19 protein-coding genes and 1 tRNA gene are annotated in these 21,608 nt (G+C 68.9%); 15 read left to right on the top strand and 5 right to left on the bottom strand.

What is annotated here, in order from left to right; genetic code table 11:
* Nucleotides 1-35 precede the first annotated feature (35 nt).
* Genes ACTIFS_RS16775 through ACTIFS_RS16760 form a run of 4 tightly spaced genes read left to right on the top strand, consistent with a single transcriptional unit; the run spans nt 36 to nt 2,900 of the window.
* Nucleotides 36-854 carry a hypothetical protein gene (locus ACTIFS_RS16775; protein ID WP_439575270.1) on the top strand — a complete coding sequence of 273 codons (819 nt, stop codon included), beginning with the start codon at nt 36-38 and terminating at the stop codon, nt 852-854.
* A 49-nt stretch (nt 855-903) separates the two neighbouring features.
* Nucleotides 904-1,458: a hypothetical protein gene (locus ACTIFS_RS16770; protein WP_439575269.1), complete on the top strand. Its 555-nt coding sequence runs from the start codon at nt 904-906 to the stop codon at nt 1,456-1,458.
* Nucleotides 1,458-1,724: a helix-turn-helix transcriptional regulator gene (locus ACTIFS_RS16765; RefSeq protein WP_439575268.1), complete on the top strand. Its 267-nt coding sequence runs from the start codon at nt 1,458-1,460 to the stop codon at nt 1,722-1,724. Before ACTIFS_RS16770 ends, ACTIFS_RS16765 begins: the two co-directional genes overlap by 1 nt.
* A gap of 6 nt (nt 1,725-1,730) precedes the next feature.
* The gene (locus tag ACTIFS_RS16760; RefSeq protein ID WP_439575267.1) at nt 1,731-2,900 is read left to right on the top strand and encodes a site-specific integrase; all 1,170 of its coding nucleotides are present in this window, start codon (nt 1,731-1,733) and stop codon (nt 2,898-2,900) included.
* A 6-nt stretch (nt 2,901-2,906) separates the two neighbouring features.
* Here the strand turns inward: ACTIFS_RS16760 and ACTIFS_RS16755 are convergent.
* A tRNA-Cys gene (locus ACTIFS_RS16755) sits at nt 2,907-2,980 on the bottom strand.
* A 175-nt stretch (nt 2,981-3,155) separates the two neighbouring features.
* On the opposite strand from ACTIFS_RS16755, the gene ACTIFS_RS16750 reads away from it, so the two are divergent.
* From ACTIFS_RS16750 to ACTIFS_RS16740, 3 genes are all read left to right on the top strand, one after another.
* Nucleotides 3,156-3,821, top strand: coding sequence for a protein-L-isoaspartate O-methyltransferase family protein (locus tag ACTIFS_RS16750; RefSeq protein WP_439575266.1), 666 nt, complete (start codon nt 3,156-3,158; stop codon nt 3,819-3,821).
* Between the two features lie 147 nt (nt 3,822-3,968).
* Nucleotides 3,969-5,417 (top strand): TolC family outer membrane protein, encoded by a 1,449-nt coding sequence (locus ACTIFS_RS16745; protein ID WP_439575265.1) that lies wholly within the window; start codon nt 3,969-3,971, stop codon nt 5,415-5,417.
* Between the two features lie 149 nt (nt 5,418-5,566).
* The gene (locus ACTIFS_RS16740; RefSeq protein WP_439575264.1) at nt 5,567-6,199 is read left to right on the top strand and encodes a PopZ family protein; all 633 of its coding nucleotides are present in this window, start codon (nt 5,567-5,569) and stop codon (nt 6,197-6,199) included.
* Here ACTIFS_RS16740 and ACTIFS_RS16735 read toward each other — a convergent pair.
* A complete protein-coding gene (locus ACTIFS_RS16735; RefSeq protein ID WP_439575263.1) occupies nt 6,188-7,411 on the bottom strand; it encodes an MFS transporter in 1,224 nt (407 codons plus the stop codon). The genes ACTIFS_RS16740 and ACTIFS_RS16735 overlap by 12 nt on opposite strands.
* A 129-nt stretch (nt 7,412-7,540) precedes the next feature.
* On the opposite strand from ACTIFS_RS16735, the gene ACTIFS_RS16730 reads away from it, so the two are divergent.
* From ACTIFS_RS16730 to ACTIFS_RS16720, 3 genes are all read left to right on the top strand, one after another.
* Nucleotides 7,541-10,207 (top strand): valine--tRNA ligase, encoded by a 2,667-nt coding sequence (locus ACTIFS_RS16730; protein ID WP_439575262.1) that lies wholly within the window; start codon nt 7,541-7,543, stop codon nt 10,205-10,207.
* Nucleotides 10,208-10,767: 560 nt separating this feature from the next.
* On the top strand, nt 10,768-11,580 hold the full coding sequence (locus ACTIFS_RS16725) for a tetratricopeptide repeat protein (protein ID WP_439575261.1): 813 nt from the start codon (nt 10,768-10,770) through the stop codon (nt 11,578-11,580).
* 13 nt (nt 11,581-11,593) lie between these two features.
* Nucleotides 11,594-12,970, top strand: a complete 1,377-nt coding sequence (locus ACTIFS_RS16720) for a cytochrome P450 (RefSeq protein ID WP_439575260.1) — start codon at nt 11,594-11,596, stop codon at nt 12,968-12,970.
* A 1-nt stretch (nt 12,971) separates the two neighbouring features.
* Here the strand turns inward: ACTIFS_RS16720 and xth are convergent, their stop codons facing one another.
* Nucleotides 12,972-13,754 carry an exodeoxyribonuclease III gene (xth, locus tag ACTIFS_RS16715; protein ID WP_439575259.1) on the bottom strand — a complete coding sequence of 261 codons (783 nt, stop codon included), beginning with the start codon at nt 13,752-13,754 and terminating at the stop codon, nt 12,972-12,974.
* A 94-nt stretch (nt 13,755-13,848) separates the two neighbouring features.
* Between xth and ACTIFS_RS16710 the strand changes: the two genes are divergently transcribed.
* The gene (locus ACTIFS_RS16710; RefSeq protein ID WP_439575258.1) at nt 13,849-14,454 is read left to right on the top strand and encodes a pyridoxamine 5'-phosphate oxidase family protein; all 606 of its coding nucleotides are present in this window, start codon (nt 13,849-13,851) and stop codon (nt 14,452-14,454) included.
* 3 nt (nt 14,455-14,457) lie between these two features.
* On the opposite strand, the gene erpA is transcribed toward ACTIFS_RS16710, so the two are convergent.
* A complete protein-coding gene (gene erpA, locus ACTIFS_RS16705; RefSeq protein WP_439575257.1) occupies nt 14,458-14,805 on the bottom strand; it encodes an iron-sulfur cluster insertion protein ErpA in 348 nt (115 codons plus the stop codon).
* 158 nt (nt 14,806-14,963) lie between these two features.
* Here erpA and ACTIFS_RS16700 point away from each other — a divergent pair, with 158 nt between their 5' ends.
* Nucleotides 14,964-16,181, top strand: coding sequence for a deoxyguanosinetriphosphate triphosphohydrolase (locus ACTIFS_RS16700; protein WP_439575256.1), 1,218 nt, complete (start codon nt 14,964-14,966; stop codon nt 16,179-16,181).
* A 20-nt stretch (nt 16,182-16,201) separates the two neighbouring features.
* Here the strand turns inward: ACTIFS_RS16700 and ACTIFS_RS16695 are convergent, their stop codons facing one another.
* Nucleotides 16,202-16,702: a hypothetical protein gene (locus tag ACTIFS_RS16695; RefSeq protein ID WP_439575255.1), complete on the bottom strand. Its 501-nt coding sequence runs from the start codon at nt 16,700-16,702 to the stop codon at nt 16,202-16,204.
* A 113-nt stretch (nt 16,703-16,815) separates the two neighbouring features.
* Here ACTIFS_RS16695 and argS point away from each other — a divergent pair, with 113 nt between their 5' ends.
* Genes argS through nagZ form a run of 3 tightly spaced genes read left to right on the top strand, consistent with a single transcriptional unit; the run spans nt 16,816 to nt 21,571 of the window.
* Nucleotides 16,816-18,570: an arginine--tRNA ligase gene (gene argS / locus ACTIFS_RS16690; RefSeq protein ID WP_439575254.1), complete on the top strand. Its 1,755-nt coding sequence runs from the start codon at nt 16,816-16,818 to the stop codon at nt 18,568-18,570.
* 60 nt (nt 18,571-18,630) lie between these two features.
* Entirely contained in the window at nt 18,631-20,502 is a 1,872-nt protein-coding gene (locus ACTIFS_RS16685; RefSeq protein WP_439575253.1) for an SPOR domain-containing protein, read from the top strand.
* Nucleotides 20,503-20,506: 4 nt separating this feature from the next.
* Nucleotides 20,507-21,571, top strand: a complete 1,065-nt coding sequence (gene nagZ / locus ACTIFS_RS16680) for a beta-N-acetylhexosaminidase (protein ID WP_439575252.1) — start codon at nt 20,507-20,509, stop codon at nt 21,569-21,571.
* The last annotated feature ends 37 nt before the right edge of the window (nt 21,572-21,608 follow it).

Genomic DNA, 21,608 nt, shown 5'->3' with positions numbered 1-21,608 from the left:
CATGGTGACGGTAGCACAATCGAAGGGCTCTACCAATGCCGAACACCCCTGTTCCGGCAGCCGCTACCGGCTTGCCGTCTGCCAGCTCATCCCGCCGCGCATTCCTCGGCGCGTCGATCGCCGTGGCGCTTGCCGGCTCGCCGGCGGCTGCGGAGGCCGCTGAATGCCCTGCCGTGCTGGAGCTTGCCCGGCGCCGCGGCGAGGCCCTGGCGGCCATCAGCGCCGCCCAGGCGGCCATCCCGCCGGCCTACACGCGCTGCCTGGCCCTGTGGCCGGTGGCGCCGGGCACGCTGCGCGTTGCCATCGGCAGCCCGCATGACCGGATGGGGCTGACCGAACGGGAAACCGACCTGGACGGGGAAGCCGTGCTGCTGGACGGCGACGGGGCGGGATCCGGGCCGGCGGTGCGGCAATGCATCTATTCGGCCGAGGCGCTGGCTGACGCACTGGCCGAGCGGCCGATGCTTCCCGGTATTCGCAGGCTGACGGCAAAGCTGCAGCTCGCCAGGCAGCACGAGGCCCGCAAGATCGAAGCGCTCGAGGTGTCCGGATATGCCGGGGCCGGCGAGCGGTTCTGGCGGGCGCTGCGCGATTATGACGAGGTGGTCTATGCCCTTGCCGAGGCGCCGGCGCGCACGCTTGCCGGCGTGCTGGCCAAGGCGGAGGCGCTGGCCGAATCGCAGGCGCTGGCGACGGCCGCCACCGAGGCCGCCGAGCGGCAATGGGACGGGCCGAAGGGCCTGCGCAAGCTCGTGGGCCTGCCTGCCGAGCAGGCTTTCACGGCGCGGCAGATGCTGGGGCCTGCGATCGCGGACGATCTCGTGCGGCTGCTGCGTTCAAGCTTGACAAGTTGAGAAAGTGCCAACAATTATGTTGGTGATTTCTCAAGATCGGAGTTTGGCCGTGAGCCTCCGCACCCTCTACGCCGTCGCGATGGCCGATGCCACGGGTATCGATGCCAAAGAGCTCTATGAATACGAGCGGGCGATCCGCGAGGCCGGCAGCTTCCCTGGCGCGGTGAAACCTGGCCCCGGCGGAGGCACGGCCGCGACCGCCGCCAACACTGCCATCCTGCTGCTGGGGCTGCTGGCGAGCAGCTCCAAGCGCAACTGCGGGCCGAAGTCGGACCTGGCCGGCGCGGCCGAGCCGGTTGACCAAAACGGTCACATCATCGTTTGCCCCCTGACCGCGAAGCGCACGCTTGCCCAGGCTTTGACGGTGCTGCTCGATACCCCGGACATGGCCAACGGCATCGAGCGCATCGAGCACGTCGAGCGCACCTATGTTACGCGGATCGTGACGAAGGGCGGCCAATCGGTCGACTACCGTTCGGGCGATCCGGCCGTGCCGGCTGGCTTCCGCGCTGTTCGAACGCTCGACGGCAATGCTCTCCACAAGATCGCCCTTGCGATAGAGCGCCTCGGCGAGGGAGAGCCGGTTGCGGAGGAGGCAGCCTGATGGGGCGCCGATCAGCCGTGCTGGCGGGGCGGGCCGAGCCGCCGATTCGCTTCGGCCTCTGCGATGTCGAGGCCGCCGCGTCGGTGGGGGTCGGGGTCAGTCTGTTCCGCTCGCTCGTGGACAAGGGCCATATGCCCCGCCCGCGAATGATCGGCAGCCGGCGGATATGGGACGCCGAGGAGGTGCATGCCGCCTTCAAGCGCCTTCCGCATGACGGGCCGGAGATCCTGCAGGACGATGACAAGTGGGGAAGGGTGGTGCCCTGAGGCGGCATGGTGACGATCGCGGTCCGCTACAGATATCTGGTCGAGGAGACGGACCGCCACGGCAACCGGCGCCTCTATGTCCGGTTCGGGCAGGGACCGCGCAAGCGCCTGCGCGAGGAGCCAGGGACGGAAGCGTTTCGCGCCGAATACGAGGCGGCGGTGGCTTGGCTGCGGTCTGGCGCACCGCGGGCCGATGATGGGCGGCCGAAGCTCGCCCGTGCGGTGCCCGGCTCGTTCCGCGCGGCCTGGATGGCCTATCAGGCCTCGGCCGAGTGGAAGGCCTTCGACCCGGAGACGCAGAAGGCCCGCCGGCGCCTGTTCGAGGCCATGTGCCTGGAGCCGCTCGACCGTGACAATCCCGACCTGCTGATGGCCGATTGCCCGGTGGCCCGGATATCGCGCAAGCACGTCACCATGTTGAGGGACCGTAGGGCCTCGGCGCCGGAACAGGCAAATCACCGCCTGAAGGCCCTGCGGCCGTTCTTCGCCTGGCTCGGCCGGGCATGGGACCTGCCGCAGGATCCGAGCGAGGGTGTCGCCAAGTTCCGGCGGGAAAGCACGGGCCATCACACCTGGACCGAAGACGAGTTCGGCCAGTTCCTGGCCGCGCACGGGGAGGGGACGCAGGCCCGCCTGGCTTTTGCCCTCGCGCTGTTCACCGGCCTGCGGGTGTCCGACCTTTCAAGGGCTGGACCCCAGCACGTTCGCGGTGGACGGCTGTTGCTGACGCTGCACAAGAACCGCAACGTTCGGCCGGTCCAGCTCGACATTCCCGTGCACCCGGCGCTGGCAGCTGTCATCGGGCAATCGAAGGTCGGCAACCTCGCCTTCCTCGTGACGGCCTTCGGACGGCCCTTCACGGCCAAGGGGCTGAGCAACAAATTCAAGGACTGGTGCATCGCTGCAGGCCTGCGGCACTGCACGGCCCATGGCATCCGGAAGGGCAGCGCGACACTCGTCGCCGAGGCCAGCGGATCGGAACACGCGCTGATGGCGCTTTATGGCTGGACCGACCCGAAACAGGCCGGACGCTACACGCGCGCGGCCCGCAAGAAGCGCCTCGCCGACGATGCCGTGGCGAGACTTTCCGAGAACAAAATCCCTCACCTTTTCGGAGTGGTTCCGGAACGTGAGGGGAAACCGACCCGAAAGCCGAGGAAAACCAATGATGGTTGAGAAAGGTGGAGGCCTCGCCCGGAATCGAACCGGGGTGCAAGGATTTGCAGTCCTCTGCGTAACCACTCCGCCACGAGGCCATCCGCTCGCGCCGGTCGGCCGGTCCTGAGCGGGCTTCGCTCTAGCACGGGGAAAGCGCGGCCCGCAACCAGCCGTGCGCCATTGTTCACGGCCGCCTTGCCAGGATCGCCTCCGCGCCGCTAAGACGCTGATCGGCGGGGCCGCTCCGGGCGGCCGGCAGGCGAGGACCGGACGATGATCGATTATGCGCGCGCCAGGCGAACCATGGTCGATACCCAGGTGCGCGTGAACGACGTCACCGACAGCCGCATCGTCGATGCGCTGATGGTGGTGCCGCGCGAGACCTTCGTGCCTGAGCAGCGCCGGGCCCTGGCCTATCTCGACGACGACCTTCCGCTGAACGTGCCCGCGCCGGGCGTCGCCGCACGGTTCCTGATGGAGCCGATGGTGTTTGCCCGCATGCTGCAGGCGGCGGCCATCGGCGAGGGCGACCGGGTTCTCGACGTGGGCTCGGCCACCGGCTATTCGGCCGCCGTGCTGGCCCGGCTCGCCGGATCGGTCGTGGCGCTGGAGGCGGACGAGGTCCTGTCCGCCGAGGCGCGTCGCAATCTGGCGGGGCTGGCCGGCGTCACGCTTGCGGACGGTCCGCTGGCGGACGGTGCCGAAGCGCATGGTCCCTTCGATGTCATCCTGGTCGAAGGCGCCGCCGAGCAGGTGCCGCAGAGCCTTCTGTCCCAGCTTGCGGATGGCGGCCGGCTCGTCGCGGTGGTCGGAACCGGCCGCGCGGCAAAATGTCTTGTCCACGAGAAGCGCGGCGGCGAAATCAGCGTCCGGGCCGCATTTGATGCAGCAATACCCTCATTGCCCGGATTCGAGGCACCGCGCGGCTTTGTTTTCTGACCGCGCACCCGGCCAGTGTGGCCCTGATGCCCCACCTGCGGCCCGAAGTGCGGCCCAGACCGCCTTTGGGCTTCCGTCCCGGTACCGAATTCTTTAACGACTCAGATTAACCCTTTGGCTACGGGCGGACGAGCCGGGGAAACTTTGATGCAGGTGTCCCATATGACCGGAGCCACGGTACCTCGTGCCCGCTCCGCGGCTGTTTTTGCAGCCGCGCTTTCCGCCCTTCTCGCCAGTCTCGCAGCATCCGGCCCGGTCCTCGCCCAGTCGATGGACCAGACGCTGATCCGGGCCTATCGCAACAATCCCGACCTCAATTCCGCGCGCGCTGGCGTGCGGGTCGCCAATGAGGGCGTGCCCGCGGCGCTGTCCGGCTACCGGCCCTCGGTCAATGCGACGATCGGCATTGCCGGCCAGTATTCCGAATCGAGCGCGGGCACTCGTGCCTATCCGCCGCCCGGCTCGCCCGGCTTCAACACCTCGTCGCGGACCATGCCGCGCTCGGCGACGCTGTCGGTGACGCAGCCGCTGTTCGACGGCAACCGGACCACCAACACCGTGCGCCAGGCCGACCAGAACGTGCTGGTGGCGCGCGAGACGCTGCGCAACACCGAGCAGATCGTGCTGCTGGCCTCGGCGACGGCGCATATGAATGTGCTGCGCGAGCAGGCCGTGCTGGACCTCAGGCGGCGCAATGTGGAGGTGCTGCGCGAGCAGCTTCGTGCCACGCGCGACCGGTTCAATGTCGGCGAGGTGACGCGCACCGACGTGGCGCTGGCCGAATCCGCTCTGCAGGGCGCGATCGCCGTGGTCAACGGCGCGGAGGCCGATCTGGCGACTGCCCGCGCCGTCTACCAGCAGCAAGTCGGCATCGCGCCGGGGCGGCTGGTGCCGGCCCGCACGGTGGAAGCGCTTCTGCCGCGCCAGCTCGACGGTGCCATCATCGCCGGCCAGAGCGAGCATCCGGCCATCCGCGGCGCCCGCCACGGTGCCGACGCCCAGCTCCTGCAGGTGCGCATCGCCGAATCGGCCCTCTACCCGTCGCTGTCACTGACCGCCGCGATCACCCGCGCCGCCGAGCAGTCGACCGCCGCCAACCAGTCCGTCTCGGGCTCGATCGGGGCGACGCTCACCATCCCGATCTTCGCCAATGGCGGCCGTGACTATGCGGTGATCCGCCAGGCCAAGGAAGCCCATGGCCAGCGCCGCATCCAGATCGAGACGGCGGCCGCCAGCGTGCGCCAGGCAGTGACCCAGGCCTGGGCCGCGCTGCAGGCGGCGCGTGCGCAGATCCAGGCCGCCGAGGTGCAGGTGCGCGCCCAGGAGATCGCCGTCAACGGCATCCGCGAGGAGTACAAGGTCGGCCAGCGGACCATCATCGATGTGCTGAACGCCCAGCAGAACCTCACCGAGGCGCGCGTCTCGCTGGTGCGGGCGCAGCGGGACCGGGTGGTGCTGTCCTATTCCGTGCTCGGTGCCATGGGCCGGCTGAATGCGCCGCGGCTCTCGCTCCGGACGGAAATCTTTGACCCCACGCAGCATTACCAGCAGGTGCGCGACCAGTGGATCGGCGTGCGCACGCCCGACGGCCGCTGACAGATCGCCATCTTCCTGTGGATGGCCGGGCGGACGTTTTGCCGGGCCTGCAAGGCGGTGCATAGTTGAAACTGTTGATTCGTTGCCCGTGAGGGCCTGCGGTGCAGGCTGGTCCGGGTTCGTGCGTGCAACAGTCGGGGTGGGCGGGGATGTCGCAGACGGCCAAGGCCAGTGAACCGTCGATGGAGGAAATCCTCGCGTCGATCCGCCGGATCATCGCCGATGACGAACCGGCCAAACCTGCTGCCAAGCCGGCCGCGGCGCCGGCGCCCGTCGCCGACGAGGCGCCGAAGTCGCAGGACGACATCGACGCGCTGCTTGCCGGCTTCGACGACATCCCCGAAGAGGAGCCCGCTCCGCCGCCTCCGCCGCCGCCCGCGGCCCGGCCGCCGGCAAGGGTCGAGCCGGAGATTCTCGAGTTGAGCACGGCCGATGCGGTCCAGGACCATGTCGGCATCATCCGGCCGATGTCCCAGCGCGCCGACATCGACTTCATGGATTCGCCCATGCCCGCGCCGGCTCCCGTTCCGGCGCCGCGGCCGGTCGTGGCCGAGGGGCCCGCGCTTCTGTCGGCCGAGGCCCATGCGGCGGTCGGCGCCGCCTTCGGCTCGCTGGCCAACACCATGTTTGCCGGGGGCTCCAAGACCATCGACGACGTGGTCAAGGAGATGCTGCGGCCCATGCTGAAGACCTGGCTGGACGACAATCTGCCGCAGCTTGTCGAGCGGCTGGTGCGCGCCGAGATCGAGCGCGTCTCGCGCGGCGGCGGCTCAGGACGCTGACGGCGGCGGCCCGATCCGGCGCAGGCCAAGCCCGAACCAGGCAACCAGCAGCGGCAGCAGCACGGCTGCGCCGATGAACAGAGGCGCGGCGCCCGCCCTGTCGAAGACGGTGCCCGCGATCGCCACGCCGACCGTCTGACCTGTGAAGAAGGCGAAGGCGAACACCGCGAAGGATGCGCCTCGCGCCTCCGGGTTCATCTGCGTGACCAGGATCTGCAGCGCGTTGTGGAAGCAGGCGAAGCCGGCGCCACCGAGGGCGATGGCCGTCGCCATCAGCCAGAGCGGCGGGGCGGCCGCGAAGATGAGGAAGGCCGCGACGAACAGGATCGCGGAACCGGTGATGAGGTTCGCCTGGCTGAAGCGGGACAGCAGCATCGGCCCCGACCAGGCATAGAGCACGGCACCGCCTGCGCTGAGCGCGGTGAGGGCGCCGATCAGCGTGTAGCTGATGCCATAGGCGTTGCGCAGATGCGCGCCGAGGAAGGTGAAGGCCCCGAAGAAGATCGCCGCCTCCAGCGTGACGGTGATGAGCACCAGCCGTGCCGCCGGAGACTTGCCCAGCGACAGCATCTGGATGATGGCGGTGACCATTCCGCCGGCCGTTCGCGCCGGCCGGGCCGCCAGCACCGGGTTGCTGCGCATCTGCACGAGCAGGATGACGCCGGCCAGCGTCAGCACCGCGCCCACCATGACGAAAACGCCCTGCCAGCCGACGAGGTCGGCCACGATGCCGCCGATCGCCTGGCCGCTGACCGCCCCGCCGCTCATGAACACCATGTAGCGGGCAAGCACGGCCTGCCGGCGCGCCATGGGGATGGTGTCGCCGATGAAGGCGAGGCAGTTCGGAATGATCGCCGCCCCCGTCAGCCCGGCGGCGAGCCGGAACAACGCGATCTGCTCGAGACTGGTGGCAAGCGCGCTGACCATCGTGAACAGGCCGCACAGGATGGTGCCGATGGCCACCACGGCGACCTTGCCGAAGCGATCGCCCAGCGGACCGGTGACAAGCTGGAAGACGCCGTAGGCGACCGAATAGGTGGTGACCACGATGGCGGCGGCGCCCGGAGTGGTCATGAAACTGTCGGCCAGCTTGGGCAGCAGCGGGTCGCAGAAGCGCAGTGCCGCAGACGAGGCGAAGGAGGCCGCACCCAGCACGAGCAGCGCGCGCCAGGGAACCTTCGGGTCGGCCGCGCTCGCGGGCGTCACTGACATCAGGGGCACAGGCCATGTCCGCTGCATCGCGGCAAGTCACGCCGCCGCATGGCAGAAATGTTGACTTCCGCGCGCAGGCGCGGCTTTGGTGCGCACCCCAGATCCCTGTCGCCGCGCTCCCGGACCCCCATGCTCGAAAAGACCTATTCGCCGAAGGATATCGAAGCCCGCATCGCGGCGCTCTGGGAGGAGGCGGCCGCGTTTCGCGCCGGCCGGCCCGAGCGCGCCGGCGCCGAGCCCTTCTGCATCGTCATCCCGCCGCCGAACGTCACCGGCTCGCTGCACATGGGCCATGCGCTCAACAATACGCTGCAGGACGTGCTGTGCCGCCTCGAACGGATGCGCGGCAAGGACGTGCTCTGGCAGCCGGGCACGGACCATGCAGGCATCGCGACCCAGCTCGTGGTCTCCCGCCAGCTTGCCGACCGGCAGATCCAGATGCGCGATCTCGGGCGGGACGCGTTCGTCGAGAAGGTGTGGGAGTGGAAGGCCGAGAGCGGCGGCCTGATCTTCAACCAGCTGCGGCGGCTCGGCGCCTCCTGCGACTGGTCGCGCGAACGCTTCACCATGGACGAGGGCCTGTCGCAGGCGGTCCTCAAGGTGTTCGTCGATCTCTACCGCAAGGGGCTGATCTACCGGGACAAGCGGCTGGTCAACTGGGACCCGGAGTTCCAGTCGGCCATTTCCGACCTCGAGGTCGACAGCCTGGAGGTGAAGGGCCACCTCTGGCACTTCAAATATCCGCTGAAGGACGATCCGACGCAGTTCATCGTGGTGGCGACGACGCGCCCCGAGACGATGCTGGGCGACACGGCGGTGGCCGTTCATCCGGACGATGAGCGCTACACGGCACTGGTCGGCAAGACCGTCGTGCTGCCGCTGGTCGGCCGCGAGATCCCGATCGTCGCCGACACCTATTCCGACCCGGAAAAAGGGTCCGGTGCGGTGAAGATCACGCCGGCTCACGACTTCAACGACTTCGAGGTGGGTCGTCGGCACAATCTCGAGCTGATCAACATTTTCGACGCCTCGGCGGTGGTGAACGAGAATGCCCCGGAGGCCTATCGCGGGCTGTCGCGCTTCGAGGCGCGCAAGCGGGTGGTCGCGGACCTCGAGGCGCTCGGGCTCGTCGAGACGATCGAACCGCATACCCACATGGTTCCCCATGCCCAGCGCGGCGGGGCGATCGTCGAGCCCTGGCTCACCGAACAGTGGTATGTGGATGCCGCAACGCTGGCGAAGCCGGCGCTTGAGGCCGTGCGCAGCGGCCAGACCCGCTTCGTTCCGGAGCGCTTCGCCGGCGACTATTTCCGCTGGCTGGAGAACATCCAGCCCTGGTGCATCTCGCGGCAGCTCTGGTGGGGGCACCAGATTCCGGCCTGGTATGCCGAGGACGGCACGTTCTTCGTCGCCATGAACGAGGCGGAGGCGCAAGCCGATGCGGACCGGCATTTCGGAAGGGCAGGGGTGCCGCTCACCCGCGACCCCGACGTGCTCGACACCTGGTTCTCCTCCGGCCTCTGGCCATTCTCCACGCTCGGCTGGCCGAAGGAGACGGCCGAACTGAAGCGCTTCTATCCGACCTCCACGCTGGTCACCGGCTTCGACATCATCTTCTTCTGGGTCGCGCGCATGATGATGCTCGGCCTGCATTTCATGGAGGAGAAGCCGTTTTCCGACGTCGTCATCCACGGCCTGGTGCGCGACGACAAGGGCCGCAAGATGTCGAAGACGATCGGCAACGTGGTCGATCCGCTGGGCCTCATCGACGAGTTCGGTGCCGATGCCCTGCGCTTCGCGCTGGTGGCCCAGGCCAGCCTCGGCTCGGACGTGAAATTTTCGCGCGCCCGCGTGGAGGAATACCGGAACTTCGCGACCAAGCTCTGGAATGCGGCGCGCTTTGCCGAGATGAACGAGTGCCGCCGCGTGGCGGGCTTCGACCCGGCGAACGTCAGGTCCACGCTCGCGCGCTGGATCGTCGGCGAGACCGCCAAGGCCGTCGGCGAGACCGAGGCCGCCATCGGCGCCTACCGCTACAACGAGGCAGCGGGAGCGGCCTATCGCTTCGTCTGGAACATCTTCTGCGACTGGTTCCTGGAATTTGCCAAGCCGGTGTTCACCGGCACCGACGAGGCCGCCAAGGCGGAGATCCGGGCAACCACCGCCTGGACGCTCGACCAGATCCTGAAATTGCTGCACCCGTTCATGCCCTTCATCACCGAGGAGCTCTGGCAGGTGACGGGCGAGGCCGGGCCCGCACGCGACACCGTTCTGGCGCTGGCGAGGTGGCCCCGGCTGGCCGGCCTCGAGAATGCCGAGGCCGAGGCCGAGATCGGCTGGCTGGTCGATACCATCACCGCCATCCGCTCGATCCGCGGCGAGATGAATGTCGCGCCGGCCTTGCAGGTGCCGCTGGTTCTGGCTGGCGTTTCAGAGAAAACAAGCGTCAAGGCAATGCGTTATCGCGATCTTCTCATGCGGCTTGCGAGACTGTCGGGGATCACGACCGACAGCGCCGCTCCGAAAGGCTCGGTCCAGCTGGTGGTGCGCGGCGAGACCATCGCGCTGCCGCTCGCCGGGCTTGTCGATATCGCCGCGGAGCGCGTGCGCCTCGGCAAGGCGCTGAAGGAAGCAGAGGCGGATATCGCGCGCTGCGATGCCAAGCTGGGCAATCCCAATTTCATGGCACGGGCGGCCGAGGAGGTCATCGCCGAGCAGCACGACAAGCGGGCCGAAGCGAACGAGCGCAAGGTGCGCACGGCCGCCGCCCTCGCGCGGCTCGACGAGATCGGCTGAGAGGCGCGTCGGGGCGTGGCCGGCGCCGGCAGGCAGGCCGCAACCGGGGCGTCGCTGCGGCGGTCATGTGGGCTGTCCGATGCCCGTTAGCAGGGGCGGCGGAAGTTCGTGCTCTTTGTGCAACAGTTCCAAACTGCTCATGCTGGCACAGGCCGTTCACCATCTTCCGCCCCAATCCCGCCACAGGGCAAAGTGAACTCATTGCGCAACGAGAAACGCCGATCCCCGGCGGCCCTCACCGTGCATGTGTGGCCCGAAACCCTCCATGTCTGCCTGCCCCTGCGACACCGTTCAGAACGCCTCTGATGATGCCGGCTTGCCGGCCCTCGGGGCATTTGCGGCAGGCGGCCACAGGCTCGACACGATCGGGCCTGAAGCGGCCAAGGGGTCGCTCCAAACCCGCCTTAACGCCGCCGGATTGCGGGAGCCAATGGGAGACCCAATGGCCCTGCAGGGTGCCCGAGGCGGCTCCGGGGCAATCTGGACATTCACCCGGCAGGCAGCCCCTGCACGGGTCGGCGCGACGGCCCCGGTGGCCGGCGCCTCAGACAGGCACGTCCATGTGGAATTCTGAGCGTTCGTTCCTTGGTGTCCTTGTGTTTGCGCTGGCGGTTCTTGCCGGCCCGGTCGGCCCGTCGCCGGCTTCCGCCTTCGACGGACGCCCGACGGATGCCCGCTCGCCGCTGGACGCGTTCCGGGCCGGTGCGCGGGCCCTGCGCGACGGCCGCGCGGAAGAGGCCGTGACCGCCCTTCAATATGCCGCCAGCGCCGGCCACCTCGCTTCGGCCTGGCGGCTTGGACGCATGTACATGGACGGGCAGGGCGTGGCGCGCAGCGACCTCAAGGCCTTCGAGACGTTCCAGCGCATCACCCGCGAGCGCGGCGACGAGAACCCGGGTTCGCCCGAGGCGCGCTTCGTGGCCTCGGCCTTCGTGGCCCTCGGCAATTATCTGGTCGAGGGCATTCCCAACACCCATGTGCGGGCCAATCCGCAGCGGGCCTTCGAACTCTATTTCTACGCCGCCTCGACCTTCGGCGATGCCGACGGCCAGTTTCGCCTCGGCCGGCTGATGCTCGAGGGGCAGGGAACGCGCCGTGACCCGGTGCAGGCCGCCCGCTGGCTGTCGCTGGCCGCGGCCAAGAGCCATCATCAGGCGCAGGCCGTGCTTGGCCACATGCTGTTCATCGGCCGCGACGTGCCGCGCCAGGCTCCGCGCGGCCTGATGTTCCTGACGCTGGCGAGGGAAGCGGCTGGCGACACCGACACATGGATCACCGAGCTCTATGACGAGGCGATGCGGGCCGCCTCCGACGACGAGCGGGGCGTGGCGCTGCGCATGGTCGAGAACTGGCTGAAGACGGTCCGCCGCTGACAGGACACGGACAATGACCCTGGTCGACAGCCCCCGGTTCACCCCGCACGGCCTCGACCATCCGGTCGAGCAGCTCAAGCCCCTGCGCTTCCTGCGAACGCTGATCCGCAATCCGCTCGAGACCTGGCCGCAGGCGCTGTTCGAGGAGCGTTCGCTCTGGCTGAATTTTGCCAGTCGGCCGCTGCTCTTCGTCATGGATCCTGCCCTGGTCGAGGAGGTTCTGGTCTCCAGGGCCGAGATCTTTCCGAAGGCGCCGATTGTCCAGCGCGCGATCGGTGCGGCCGTCGGCACAAAATCCATCTTCACGGCCGAGGGGGCCGATTGGCGCTGGCAGCGCCGGGCGTCGTCGCCGCCGTTCCGCCATTCCACCATCCTCGGTTTCGTGCCGGCCATGGAGACGGCGGCTGCAGAGATGGCCGGCCGTCTCGCGGCGTCCCGGCCCGGCGAGCCGGTCGATCTGGCGGAAGCCATGATGGAGACGACCTTCGAGGTGATCGTCTCGACCATGCTGTCGGGGCGCGGCCAGTTCGACGTGGAGCGCTTCGGCGCCGAGATCAGCCATTATTTCGAGACGGTGGGCTGGGTGGCCGCCTTGACGGTGCTGCGCCTGCCGATGTGGCTGCCCTATCCCGGCAAGCGGCGGGCGCGCGCCGGCAACCGGTTCCTGAAGGCGGAGATGGCGCGCGTGGTCGCCGAACGCCGCGCCCATCCGAGCCCGACGCCGGACCTGCTCGATGCGCTGATCGCCGCCAAGGACCCCGAGAGCGGCCGGGCCATGACCGACATGGAACTGGCGGACAACCTGCTGACCTTCGTGGTGGCCGGGCATGAGACGACGGCGCTGGCCCTGACCTGGGCCCTGTGGCTGACAGCGAATGCGCCGGACGTCGAGGAGCGCCTCCTGGCGGAGATTGCCGAGGTGGCCGCGACCGGGCCGATCACCGAGGCCCATGTCGACCGGCTGGTCTATGTGAAACAGGTGATCCAGGAGGCCATGCGGCTCTATCCTCCGGCCCCGCTCATCCCGCGCATCGCGGCCGAGGACACCCGGCTCGGCGATGTCGAGGTGAAGGCGCGCACGCCCGTCTATGTGCCGGTGTATGCCGTCCACCGGCACCGCCTGCTCTGGGATGCGCCCGACAGCTTCGTGCCCGAGCGCTTCGCGCCGGACAGGGCGAAAACCTATGCCCGCGGTGCCTATCTGCCCTTCGGCGCGGGCCCTCGCATCTGCATCGGTGCGGCCTTTGCCCTCATCGAGGCCGTCGTGATCTTCGCCACGATTCTCAGGGTCGTGAAGCTGTCGGCCATTCCCGGTCACCGCCCGAAGCCGAACACGCGGCTGACGCTGCGGCCTGACGGCGGCATGCCGATGCTGGCGGCTCGGCGCTGAGCTAAAGCCTCAATTCGCACCAGACGGGCACATGGTCGCTCGGCTTCTCGAAGCCGCGGACGTGCCGGTCGATGCCGGCGGTCACCAGCCGGTCGGCGGCCTGGGGCGAGAGCATCAGGTGGTCGATGCGGATGCCGTTGTTCCGCTGCCAGGCGCCGGCCTGATAGTCCCAGAACGAATAGAGGCCGGGCGAGGCATCGCAGGCCCTGAGCGCGTCGGTGAAGCCGAGGGCGGCCAGTTGCCGGAACCGCGACCGGGTTTCGGGCTGGAACAGCGCATCGCCAACCCAGTCCTGCGGGTTCTTCGCATCCTCCGGCATGGGAATGACATTGTAGTCGCCCGCGAGAATGAAGGGCTCCTCCAGTGCCCGGCGGGCGCGCGCATGGGCGATTAGCCTGTCCATCCAGCCGAGCTTGTAGGGGAACTTCTCCGTGCCGACGGGATTGCCATTCGGCAGGTAGAGCCCGCCGATTCGGACGGCGCCGGCACCGGTGGAGACGACCGCCTCGATATAGCGGGCCTGTTCATCCGCCTCGTCACCCGGCAGGCGCGGCGTGACGTCCTCAAGCGGCAATTTCGAGAGGATGGCGACGCCGTTATAGGTCTTCTGGCCGTGGGTCGCGACATTGTAGCCCGCCGCCTCGAAGGGCTCCCGGGGAAAGGCCTCGTCGACGCATTTCAGTTCCTGCAGGCAGACCACGTCCGGCTTGCGCTCGGCGAGCCATGCGAGAGTGTTCTCGACCCGGATCTTGATCGAATTGACGTTCCACGTGGCAATAATCATGACAGGACCTGCGATTCTGGCCGTGGCAGTCTAGCGGCAGCCTGGCATGCGGTCGCCCCCGCCACGTCAGCAGCCCGAGAGGGAGATGAAACCCATGTGGATCGACAGTGAGGCAGCGCTGAAGGCGCTTTACGGCCCGGCGAGCGAGACCTCGCTCGCCAAGGAAGTTCCGGCGCTGACGCCGCAATACAGGGCGCTGGTCGAGGCCTCGCCGTTCTGCGTGCTGGCGACGGCCGGCCCCGAGGGCCTGGACGCGACGCCGCGTGGCGATCCGCCCGGTTTCATCCGCGTGCTCGACGAGCGGACGCTGTTCATCCCCGACCGGCGCGGCAACAACCGGATCGACAGCCTCCTGAACATCGTGCGCGATCCGCGGTTGGCGCTTCTCCTGCTGGTTCCGGGCGTGGCGGAGACGCTGCGCATCAACGGTCGTGGCCGCATCACCACCGATCCTGCGCTGCTGGAGCCCGCCACCGTCGACGGCAAGGCGCCGGCGTCCGGTCTCGTGATCGCCATCGAGAGCGTCTATTTCCAGTGCGCCAAGGCGCTCGTCCGCTCGCGGCTGTGGGATCCGGAGGCAAGGCGGGAGCGCTCGGACCTGCCGAGCCCCGGCCAGATGCTCAAGGGCGCCAAGTCCGGCATCGATGCCGAGGCCTATGACCAGGCGCTGCCCGCGCGCATGAAGGCGACGCTCTACTGAGGCTCAGACCGAGAAGCTGGTGCCGCAGCCGCAATTGGCTACGGCATTGGGGTTCCTCAGCTTGAAGGCGGAGCCGATCAGATCCTCGACCCAGTCGAGTTCCGTGCCTTCCATGTAGGGCAGCGAGATCTCGTCGACGAGCACGGTGGCGCCGCCCTTCTCGATGACGAAATCGTCGTCGTTCCGCTCGGTGGTGAAGTCGAAGCGATACTGGAAGCCGGAACAGCCGCCGCCCTCGACCGAAATGCGAAGCATGGATCCGGGCGGCTCTCCGGCCATGATCGATCCGATCCGGGCGGCGGCACGGTCGGTGACGGTCACGGGCGCGGCGGCGACATCGGCGGCGGTCATGGGCAGGTCTCCCCGGTTCAAGGCCGGAAACACGCGAAGGTCTGGCGCCGGACGCTTGCCGGGGCCGTCACCAATAGGTATGTGCGCCCCACCGGGTGGTCAATCGGGCCGGCTTGCCGGGCAGGGCAGGGGCGCCCGCAGGACATGCGAGGAAGCCGATGGCGGTTGCGAGCTATTTCTATCCGCCGCTCGCGCCCTTTGCCTGTGATGCGCGCCTCAGCCGCGGCCGTCTCGTTGCCGAACCCGCCTCGCCGACCCGCACCGAGTTCCATCGCGACCGCGACCGCATCGTCCATGCCACAGCGTTCCGGCGGCTGAAGCACAAGACCCAGGTCTTCGTTTCGCCGGAAGGCGACCATTACCGCACGCGGCTGACGCATACGATCGAGGTGGCGCAGATCGCTCGCTCGCTCGCGCGCGCGCTGGGGCTGGACGAGGATCTGGCCGAGACTCTGGCGCTGGCCCATGACCTCGGCCACACGCCGTTCGGGCATACCGGCGAGGAGGCGCTCGACGAGGTGATGCGCGCCTATGGCGGCTTCGACCACAATGCACAGTCGCTGAGGATCGTCACCCGGCTGGAGCGGCGCTATGCCGGTTTCGACGGGCTGAACCTGTGCTGGGAGACGCTTGAGGGCCTGGTCAAGCACAACGGCCCGCTGCTGGCCGCCGATGGCACGCCGGCCGAGCGCTACCGCGAGCGGGGCATTCCGGTCGCGATCCTCGACTACGATGCCATTCACCCGCTGGACCTTGCCACCCATGCCAGCGCGGAGGCCCAGGCCGCGGCGATCGCCGACGACATCGCCTATGACGCCGCCGACATCGACGACGGCCTGCGCGCCGGGCTGTTCACGCTCGACGATCTGGGCGCCGAGGTTCCGCTGGCGCGCGCCTTTCTCGACGAGATCCGCGCCCGCCACCCGACGCTGGAGAAGCACCGCGAGATCAACGAACTGACCCGTCGCGTCATCACCCGGCTGGTGGAGGACGTGATCGGCGAGGCGCGCGACGCGCTTGCCGCGCTCAGCCCGGCTTCGGCAGACGATGTGCGAACGGCCGGCCGGACCATCGTCCAGTTCTCGCCGACGATTCGCGCCTATGACGACGGCATCAAGACCTTCCTCTATGCCAACGTCTATCGGCACCCCCGCGTCGTGCCGATCCGCCGCGATGCCGCGGTGGTGATTGGGGATCTGTTCGCCGCCTTCTTCGACCATCCGCGCGCCATGCCGCCGCAATGGTCGGCGGGGATCGAGAACCTGGACGAGGCCCGCCGCGCCCGGCGCGTGGCCGACTACATTGCCGGCATGACCGACCGCTACGCCCTCGACGAACACCGCCGGCTGTTTGCCCATACCCCCGATCTGCGTTGAGGCAGCGGGGCGCCGCCGCGTCAGAACCGGCGCAGCACCATCCGGCAGGCATGCAGCACGAGCAGGACACAGACCCAGGCGAGGATGATCGTCGAGCAGAGCAACAGGTACCAGGCGATCGCCTGGGTGTTGAGGATCGTTTGTGGCAAGTCGATGCTCTGAAACAGGATTTCAGACAACAGTCCGAGGGACAGGGCGGCGAATCCGGTCGAGTGGCACCGGGCGTCGATGGCTTCCTCCTCGTCCGAGAGCATGGTCGGATACAGCCCGAGCTTGCCATTGATGTAGGCCCGCTCCTCCACCACCACCCCGTAGCCGATCAGCATGGTCGACAATCCGGCGAGGATCGCGCGGGCGCGGTCGCTGCTGCCGGTCCAGTTGGCCAGTTCCACCGCCAGTTCCACCACACTCGGTGCGAGAATGAGCAGGACGGCTGCGTTGAGCAGGGCGACGGCCAGCCGGTGCGTGAGAGCGGTCTTCCAGAAGGGATGGGCGGCAAGCGCGCCGGAATGTTCTGTCATCGGTCTGTCCATGGGATCGGCGGAATGCAGGGAACGGCCGGCGGAACCTAGCCGCGTTTGCCCCCTCGTGCGATCTGCGGTAGAGCCGGCCTCCGCTTTTCCCAGGTCGCAGAATGAACATTTTCGCCGATTTCACCCAGCATGTGCGCGAGGCCGTGGTCTCGCTCGGTGCCGAGGGCGTCGCCGTCCCCGAGGCTGCACTGGCGCGCATCATCGTCGAGGCGCCGCGCGATGCGAGCCACGGGGACCTTGCCACCAATGCCGCCATGGTGCTGGCCAGGGAGGCCGGCCTGAAGCCGCGCGACCTCGCGGAAAAGATCGCCGGACGGCTCGGCGCGCTGGGCGATGTCGCGAAGGTGGATGTTGCCGGCCCCGGCTTCATCAACCTGACGCTGCAGGCGGCGGTCTGGCCGCGGGTGCTGAAGGCCGCCGTGCTGGCCGGCAGCGATTACGGCCGGGCCGGCATCGGCGGCGGCACGCCGGTGAACATCGAATATGTCTCGGCCAACCCGACCGGCCCGATGCATGTCGGCCATTGCCGCGGCGCGGTGTTCGGCGATGCGCTTGCCAACCTGCTCGATGCCGCGGGCTTTGCGGTCACGCGCGAATATTACATCAACGATGCCGGGGCCCAGGTGCAGGTGCTCGGCCGCTCGGCCTATCTGCGCTACCGCGAGGCGCTGGGCGAGACGATCACGATCCCGGAAGGGCTTTATCCCGGCGACTATCTGAAGCCGGTCGGCGAGGCGCTCAAGGCGAAATATGGCGCGAGCCTGCACAACGCGCCCGAGGAGGAGTGGCTGCCGATCTGCCGGGATGCCGCGATCGAGGCCATGATGGGCGAGATCCGCGACGACCTTGCCGCCCTCAATGTCCGCCACGCCGTGTTCTTCTCCGAGCGCTCGCTGCAGGCCCCCGTCGACAAGGTGCGCGCGGCCATCGAGGAACTGCGCGCCATGGGCCAGATCTACGAGGGCGTGCTGGAGCGGCCGAAGGGCGCCGACGATGACGACTGGGAGGAACGCGAGCAGACGCTGTTCCGCTCCACTGCATTTGGCGACGATGTCGACCGGCCGCTGATGAAGTCGGATGGCAGCTACACCTATTTCGCCTCCGATATCGCCTATCACCGCGACAAGGCCGAGCGTGGCTTCCTGAGCCAGATCGACGTCTGGGGTGCCGATCACGGCGGCTATGTGAAGCGGATGCAGGCGGCGCTGCGGGCCATTTCGGCAGGCAGGGCAAGCCTCGACGTCAAGCTCGTTCAGCTCGTGCGCCTGTTCCGCAATGGCGAGCCGGTGCGCATGTCGAAGCGCTCGGGCGACTTCGTCACGCTGCGCGAGATGGTCGAGGAGGTCGGCCGCGACGCGGTGCGCTTCATGATGCTCTACCGCAAGAACGACGCCACGCTCGACTTCGACCTCGCGAAGGTTCTGGAGCAGTCGAAGGACAATCCCGTCTTCTACGTCCAGTATGCCCATGCGCGCGGGCGCTCGATCCTGCGCAATGCCGCTGCCGCCATGCCGGACCTGCCGCTCGACCCGGAAACGCTGGCCGGTGCGGCGCTCGCCCGCCTCGATGACACGGGCGAGACGGCGATCATCCAGCGGCTCGCGCAATATCCCCGCCTGATCGAGGCGGCTGCCCAGGCGCACGAGCCGCACCGCATCGCCTTTTACCTTTACGAGCTGGCGTCCGACTTCCACTCTCAATGGAATCGCGGGAAGGATTCGCCCCATTTACGCTTCATTATGGAAAATGATCCACAAATGACGTCGGCGCGCCTTGCGCTGGTCCAGGGTATCGTGACCGTTCTCAGATCGGGTCTTGCGATCCTCGGCGTTGAGGCCGTCGAAGAGATGCGTTGATCGCGCCGCGCGTTGCAGCGGCGCCCACCGACGGCGGGGCCCATGGCCAACGAGAACAGTTTGCGTAGCTATCGTGACTATGACGCCTATGACCGGGAGGGCCGGTCGGGCCAGACGGTCGCGGGCAGCGACGGCGATCCGCTCGCCGATCTGATCCGCATCATGGGGCGCGACGACGCCTATGCCGAAGTCCTCAAGAGCATTGCCGGGACCCAGAAGCAGGCTGCCGGCGCGGCCGCGCCCGAAGCGGGTGCCGCCGAGGAGCCGCTCGACCTGCCGGCCATGGACCTGCGGGGTTCGGTTCCCCTCCAGGCCGAGGAAACCGACTGGGACGACCTCGAGGCCGAGCTCGAGCACTTTGCCCGCCAGAACCCCGATCACGACCAGTTCGGTTCGCACCAGCCCGGTCACGACGGTCAGGACAATCAGGCCGGGTATTATGACGAGGACGAGGCTCATGCCCCGGTCCGCGCGGCCCATGAGGGCTGGGACGGTCGCAGCGATGCCGATCTCGAGCGCCTGCTGGAGGATGAGTTCCATCGCAGCGCCGCGGAATCCGAGCCGCATTGGGATGCGGCCGCCCATGATGGCCTGACCGACGCAGAGCTTGAATCGCATCTGGCCCGCACGCTCGACCGTGACGGCATCAATGCCGGCCATCTGGCGGCCGGAGCCGGGCTCGCCGCGGGCGGTCTGGCCGCCGGCGCAGCGGTCGCCTCCTGGCGCTCCGGAGCCGTTGCAAGCCAGCCGCAGGGTCATGCGGCGATGGCGCACGCTCCCCATGCCGGTCCGGATGCCGGCATTTACGCCGAGGCCGACGACTTTGCGCCTCCGCGCCGTCGCCGGGCCGGTCTCACGGCCATTCTGGCTGTGGTGGGACTGGCCGTGGCCGGTGGCGGCGGCGTGCTGGCCTATCGGGCGCTGACGGGCGGCGCCACCGTGACGGGCGAGCCGCGCGTCATCCGCGCCAATTCCGGGCCCGTGCGCGTCGCCGTCCAGCCTCCGCAGGCCGCCGCGGCAGCCACCGAGCGGGCCGCCGAGGGCGAGCGACTGGTCGCCCGCGAGGAGCGTCCGGTTTCGGCCCGCGAGCAGGAGGCCCAGGTTCAGGCGCCTCCGGCCGCGCCGCGTGTCATTCCCATGGGCACAGCCTCGCCGCGCGCGCCGGTCGGCACGGTCGCCGATCCCGGCCCTCCGCCGGTGAGGACGGTTCAGGCAACGCCCGTGACGGGCGAGATTGCGGCCCGTCCCCCGGTGCCGTCTGCGCCGGTCGCCGCCGCTGCGTCCCCGTCGCCCTTTGGCGCCGAGGCACCGCGCCGCGTCCGCACAGTTCCCGTCGGGCCTGATGGCCGGCCGGTTGCGCCCACGCAGCAGGCCGAACGCCCGGCGCCGCCGCCTGGCGGTCTGCCGCTGTCGGTCGTGCCGACGCAGCCGATCCAGTCGCGACCGACCCAGGTTCAGGTCACGCCGGTTCAGGTGGTCCCGGCACAGCAGGCCGCCGTTCCGGCCCCGCCGACCGCCGGCCTCGCCGCGGCCGACAGCCGTTCGGCGCCCGCGCCCCAGCCGCGGCCCCCGGTCCGGGTGGCGCGTGCCGAACCCGCCGCCGAGGCGCCGGCCCGCAGCCAGCCCCGCGGCGCCGGTCCGCTTGATCTCGATCCGCAGCGCACCGCCTCGGTCCGTCCGCAGGCGCCGGCCGCTGGTGGCACCTTCGTGCAGATCTCCTCGCACCAGTCGGAAGCCGAGGCGCGCAGCGCCTTTGCCTTGGCCCAGCGACGCTTCCCGGTGCTGCAGGGCCAGTCCCTCAATATCCGGGCGGCCGAGATTCCCGGACGCGGCACCTGGCATCGCCTGCGGGTCGGCCCGTTCAGCCGGTCCGATGCGGCAAGCTTCTGCGAGCGTTACCGTTCGGCGGGCGGCTCCTGCGTCCTGAACTGACGCCATGGCCGTCTCTGCTCTCATCGTCGGCTGTTCGGGCACGGTCCTGACAGCCGACGAGCGCGCCTTCCTGCGCGATGCCGATCCCTGGGGCCTGATCCTGTTCCGGCGCAACTGCACCGATCCCGTGCAGGTGAAGGGTCTTGTCGATGATTTCCGTGCGACCGTCGGGCGTGCCGATGCGCCGGTCCTGATCGACCAGGAGGGCGGACGCGTGCAGCGTCTCGGGCCGCCGCACTGGCGCAAATTTCCGCCCGCACGGCTGATCGCCTCGCTCGGTCACAACGACCCCCTGGCAGGCCGCGAACTGGTCCGGCTCGGCGCCCGGCTGATCGCGGAGGACCTGCGCAGCCTCGGCATCACCGTCGACTGCGTGCCGGTGCTCGACGTGCCGGTGCGCGGGGCCCATGACATCATCGGCGACCGCGCCTATTCCGACCGGGCCGAGGAAGTTGCGCGGCTCGGCAGGGCCGCCGCCGAGGGCCTCATCGCCGGGGGCGTCCTGCCGGTCATCAAGCATATTCCCGGGCACGGCCGGGCCGGCGCCGACAGCCATCATGCGCTGCCTGTGGTGGACACGCCGGTCGACGAGCTCGAACGCACCGACTTCCTGCCGTTCCGCACGCTCACCGACATGCCGCTGGCGATGACCGCCCATGTCGTTTATGCGGCGGTCGATCCCGCCCATCCGGCCACGACCTCCCGCAAGGTTATGCGGCAGGTGGTGCGCGGCTCGATCGGCTATGATGGCCTCGTCATGTGCGACGACCTGTCCATGCAGGCCCTGTCGGGGACGCTTGCCGAGCGCACGCGGGCGACCTTTGCGGCCGGCTGTGACATGGCGCTCCACTGTAACGGGAACCTCGCCGAAATGGCGGCGGTGGCCGCCGAGACGCCGGTGCTGCGGGGCAAGGCGCTGCAGCGCGCCAGGGCGGCCCTCGCCCGCATCCGGCATGCGCCGGAGCCGATCGACGTGGCGGAGGCCGCCGAGCGCTTCTTCGCGATCATCGAGCGGGGCCGGATCGATCCGTCCACAGCCTTTGCGGCCGATCACGCGCTCAGCGTCTGATTGCGCTAGGATCGGGTTCCGATCCTCAAGCCTGCGT

The sequence above is a fragment of the Phreatobacter sp. genome, from assembly GCF_051860605.1.
In the GTDB taxonomy this organism is placed as follows: Bacteria; Pseudomonadota; Alphaproteobacteria; order Rhizobiales; family Phreatobacteraceae; genus Phreatobacter.
This window is presented reverse-complemented; position numbering and strand designations above follow the sequence as displayed.

Excerpts from the sequence above, each read along its gene's own strand:
- ACTIFS_RS16730 (WP_439575262.1), top strand. The coding sequence starts at position 7,541 with ATGCTCGAAAAGACCTATTCGCCGAAGGATATCGAAGCCCGCATCGCG.
- ACTIFS_RS16725 (WP_439575261.1), top strand. The coding sequence starts at position 10,768 with ATGTGGAATTCTGAGCGTTCGTTCCTTGGTGTCCTTGTGTTTGCGCTG.
- ACTIFS_RS16750 (WP_439575266.1), top strand. The coding sequence starts at position 3,156 with ATGATCGATTATGCGCGCGCCAGGCGAACCATGGTCGATACCCAGGTG.
- ACTIFS_RS16695 (WP_439575255.1), bottom strand. The coding sequence starts at position 16,702 with ATGACAGAACATTCCGGCGCGCTTGCCGCCCATCCCTTCTGGAAGACC.
- ACTIFS_RS16700 (WP_439575256.1), top strand. The coding sequence starts at position 14,964 with ATGGCGGTTGCGAGCTATTTCTATCCGCCGCTCGCGCCCTTTGCCTGT.
- erpA (WP_439575257.1), bottom strand. The coding sequence starts at position 14,805 with ATGACCGCCGCCGATGTCGCCGCCGCGCCCGTGACCGTCACCGACCGT.
- ACTIFS_RS16760 (WP_439575267.1), top strand. The coding sequence starts at position 1,731 with ATGGTGACGATCGCGGTCCGCTACAGATATCTGGTCGAGGAGACGGAC.
- argS (WP_439575254.1), top strand. The coding sequence starts at position 16,816 with ATGAACATTTTCGCCGATTTCACCCAGCATGTGCGCGAGGCCGTGGTC.
- nagZ (WP_439575252.1), top strand. The coding sequence starts at position 20,507 with ATGGCCGTCTCTGCTCTCATCGTCGGCTGTTCGGGCACGGTCCTGACA.
- xth (WP_439575259.1), bottom strand. The coding sequence starts at position 13,754 with ATGATTATTGCCACGTGGAACGTCAATTCGATCAAGATCCGGGTCGAG.
- ACTIFS_RS16775 (WP_439575270.1), top strand. The coding sequence starts at position 36 with ATGCCGAACACCCCTGTTCCGGCAGCCGCTACCGGCTTGCCGTCTGCC.
- ACTIFS_RS16740 (WP_439575264.1), top strand. The coding sequence starts at position 5,567 with ATGTCGCAGACGGCCAAGGCCAGTGAACCGTCGATGGAGGAAATCCTC.
- ACTIFS_RS16745 (WP_439575265.1), top strand. The coding sequence starts at position 3,969 with ATGCAGGTGTCCCATATGACCGGAGCCACGGTACCTCGTGCCCGCTCC.
- ACTIFS_RS16765 (WP_439575268.1), top strand. The coding sequence starts at position 1,458 with ATGGGGCGCCGATCAGCCGTGCTGGCGGGGCGGGCCGAGCCGCCGATT.
- ACTIFS_RS16735 (WP_439575263.1), bottom strand. The coding sequence starts at position 7,411 with ATGTCAGTGACGCCCGCGAGCGCGGCCGACCCGAAGGTTCCCTGGCGC.
- ACTIFS_RS16710 (WP_439575258.1), top strand. The coding sequence starts at position 13,849 with ATGTGGATCGACAGTGAGGCAGCGCTGAAGGCGCTTTACGGCCCGGCG.
- ACTIFS_RS16720 (WP_439575260.1), top strand. The coding sequence starts at position 11,594 with ATGACCCTGGTCGACAGCCCCCGGTTCACCCCGCACGGCCTCGACCAT.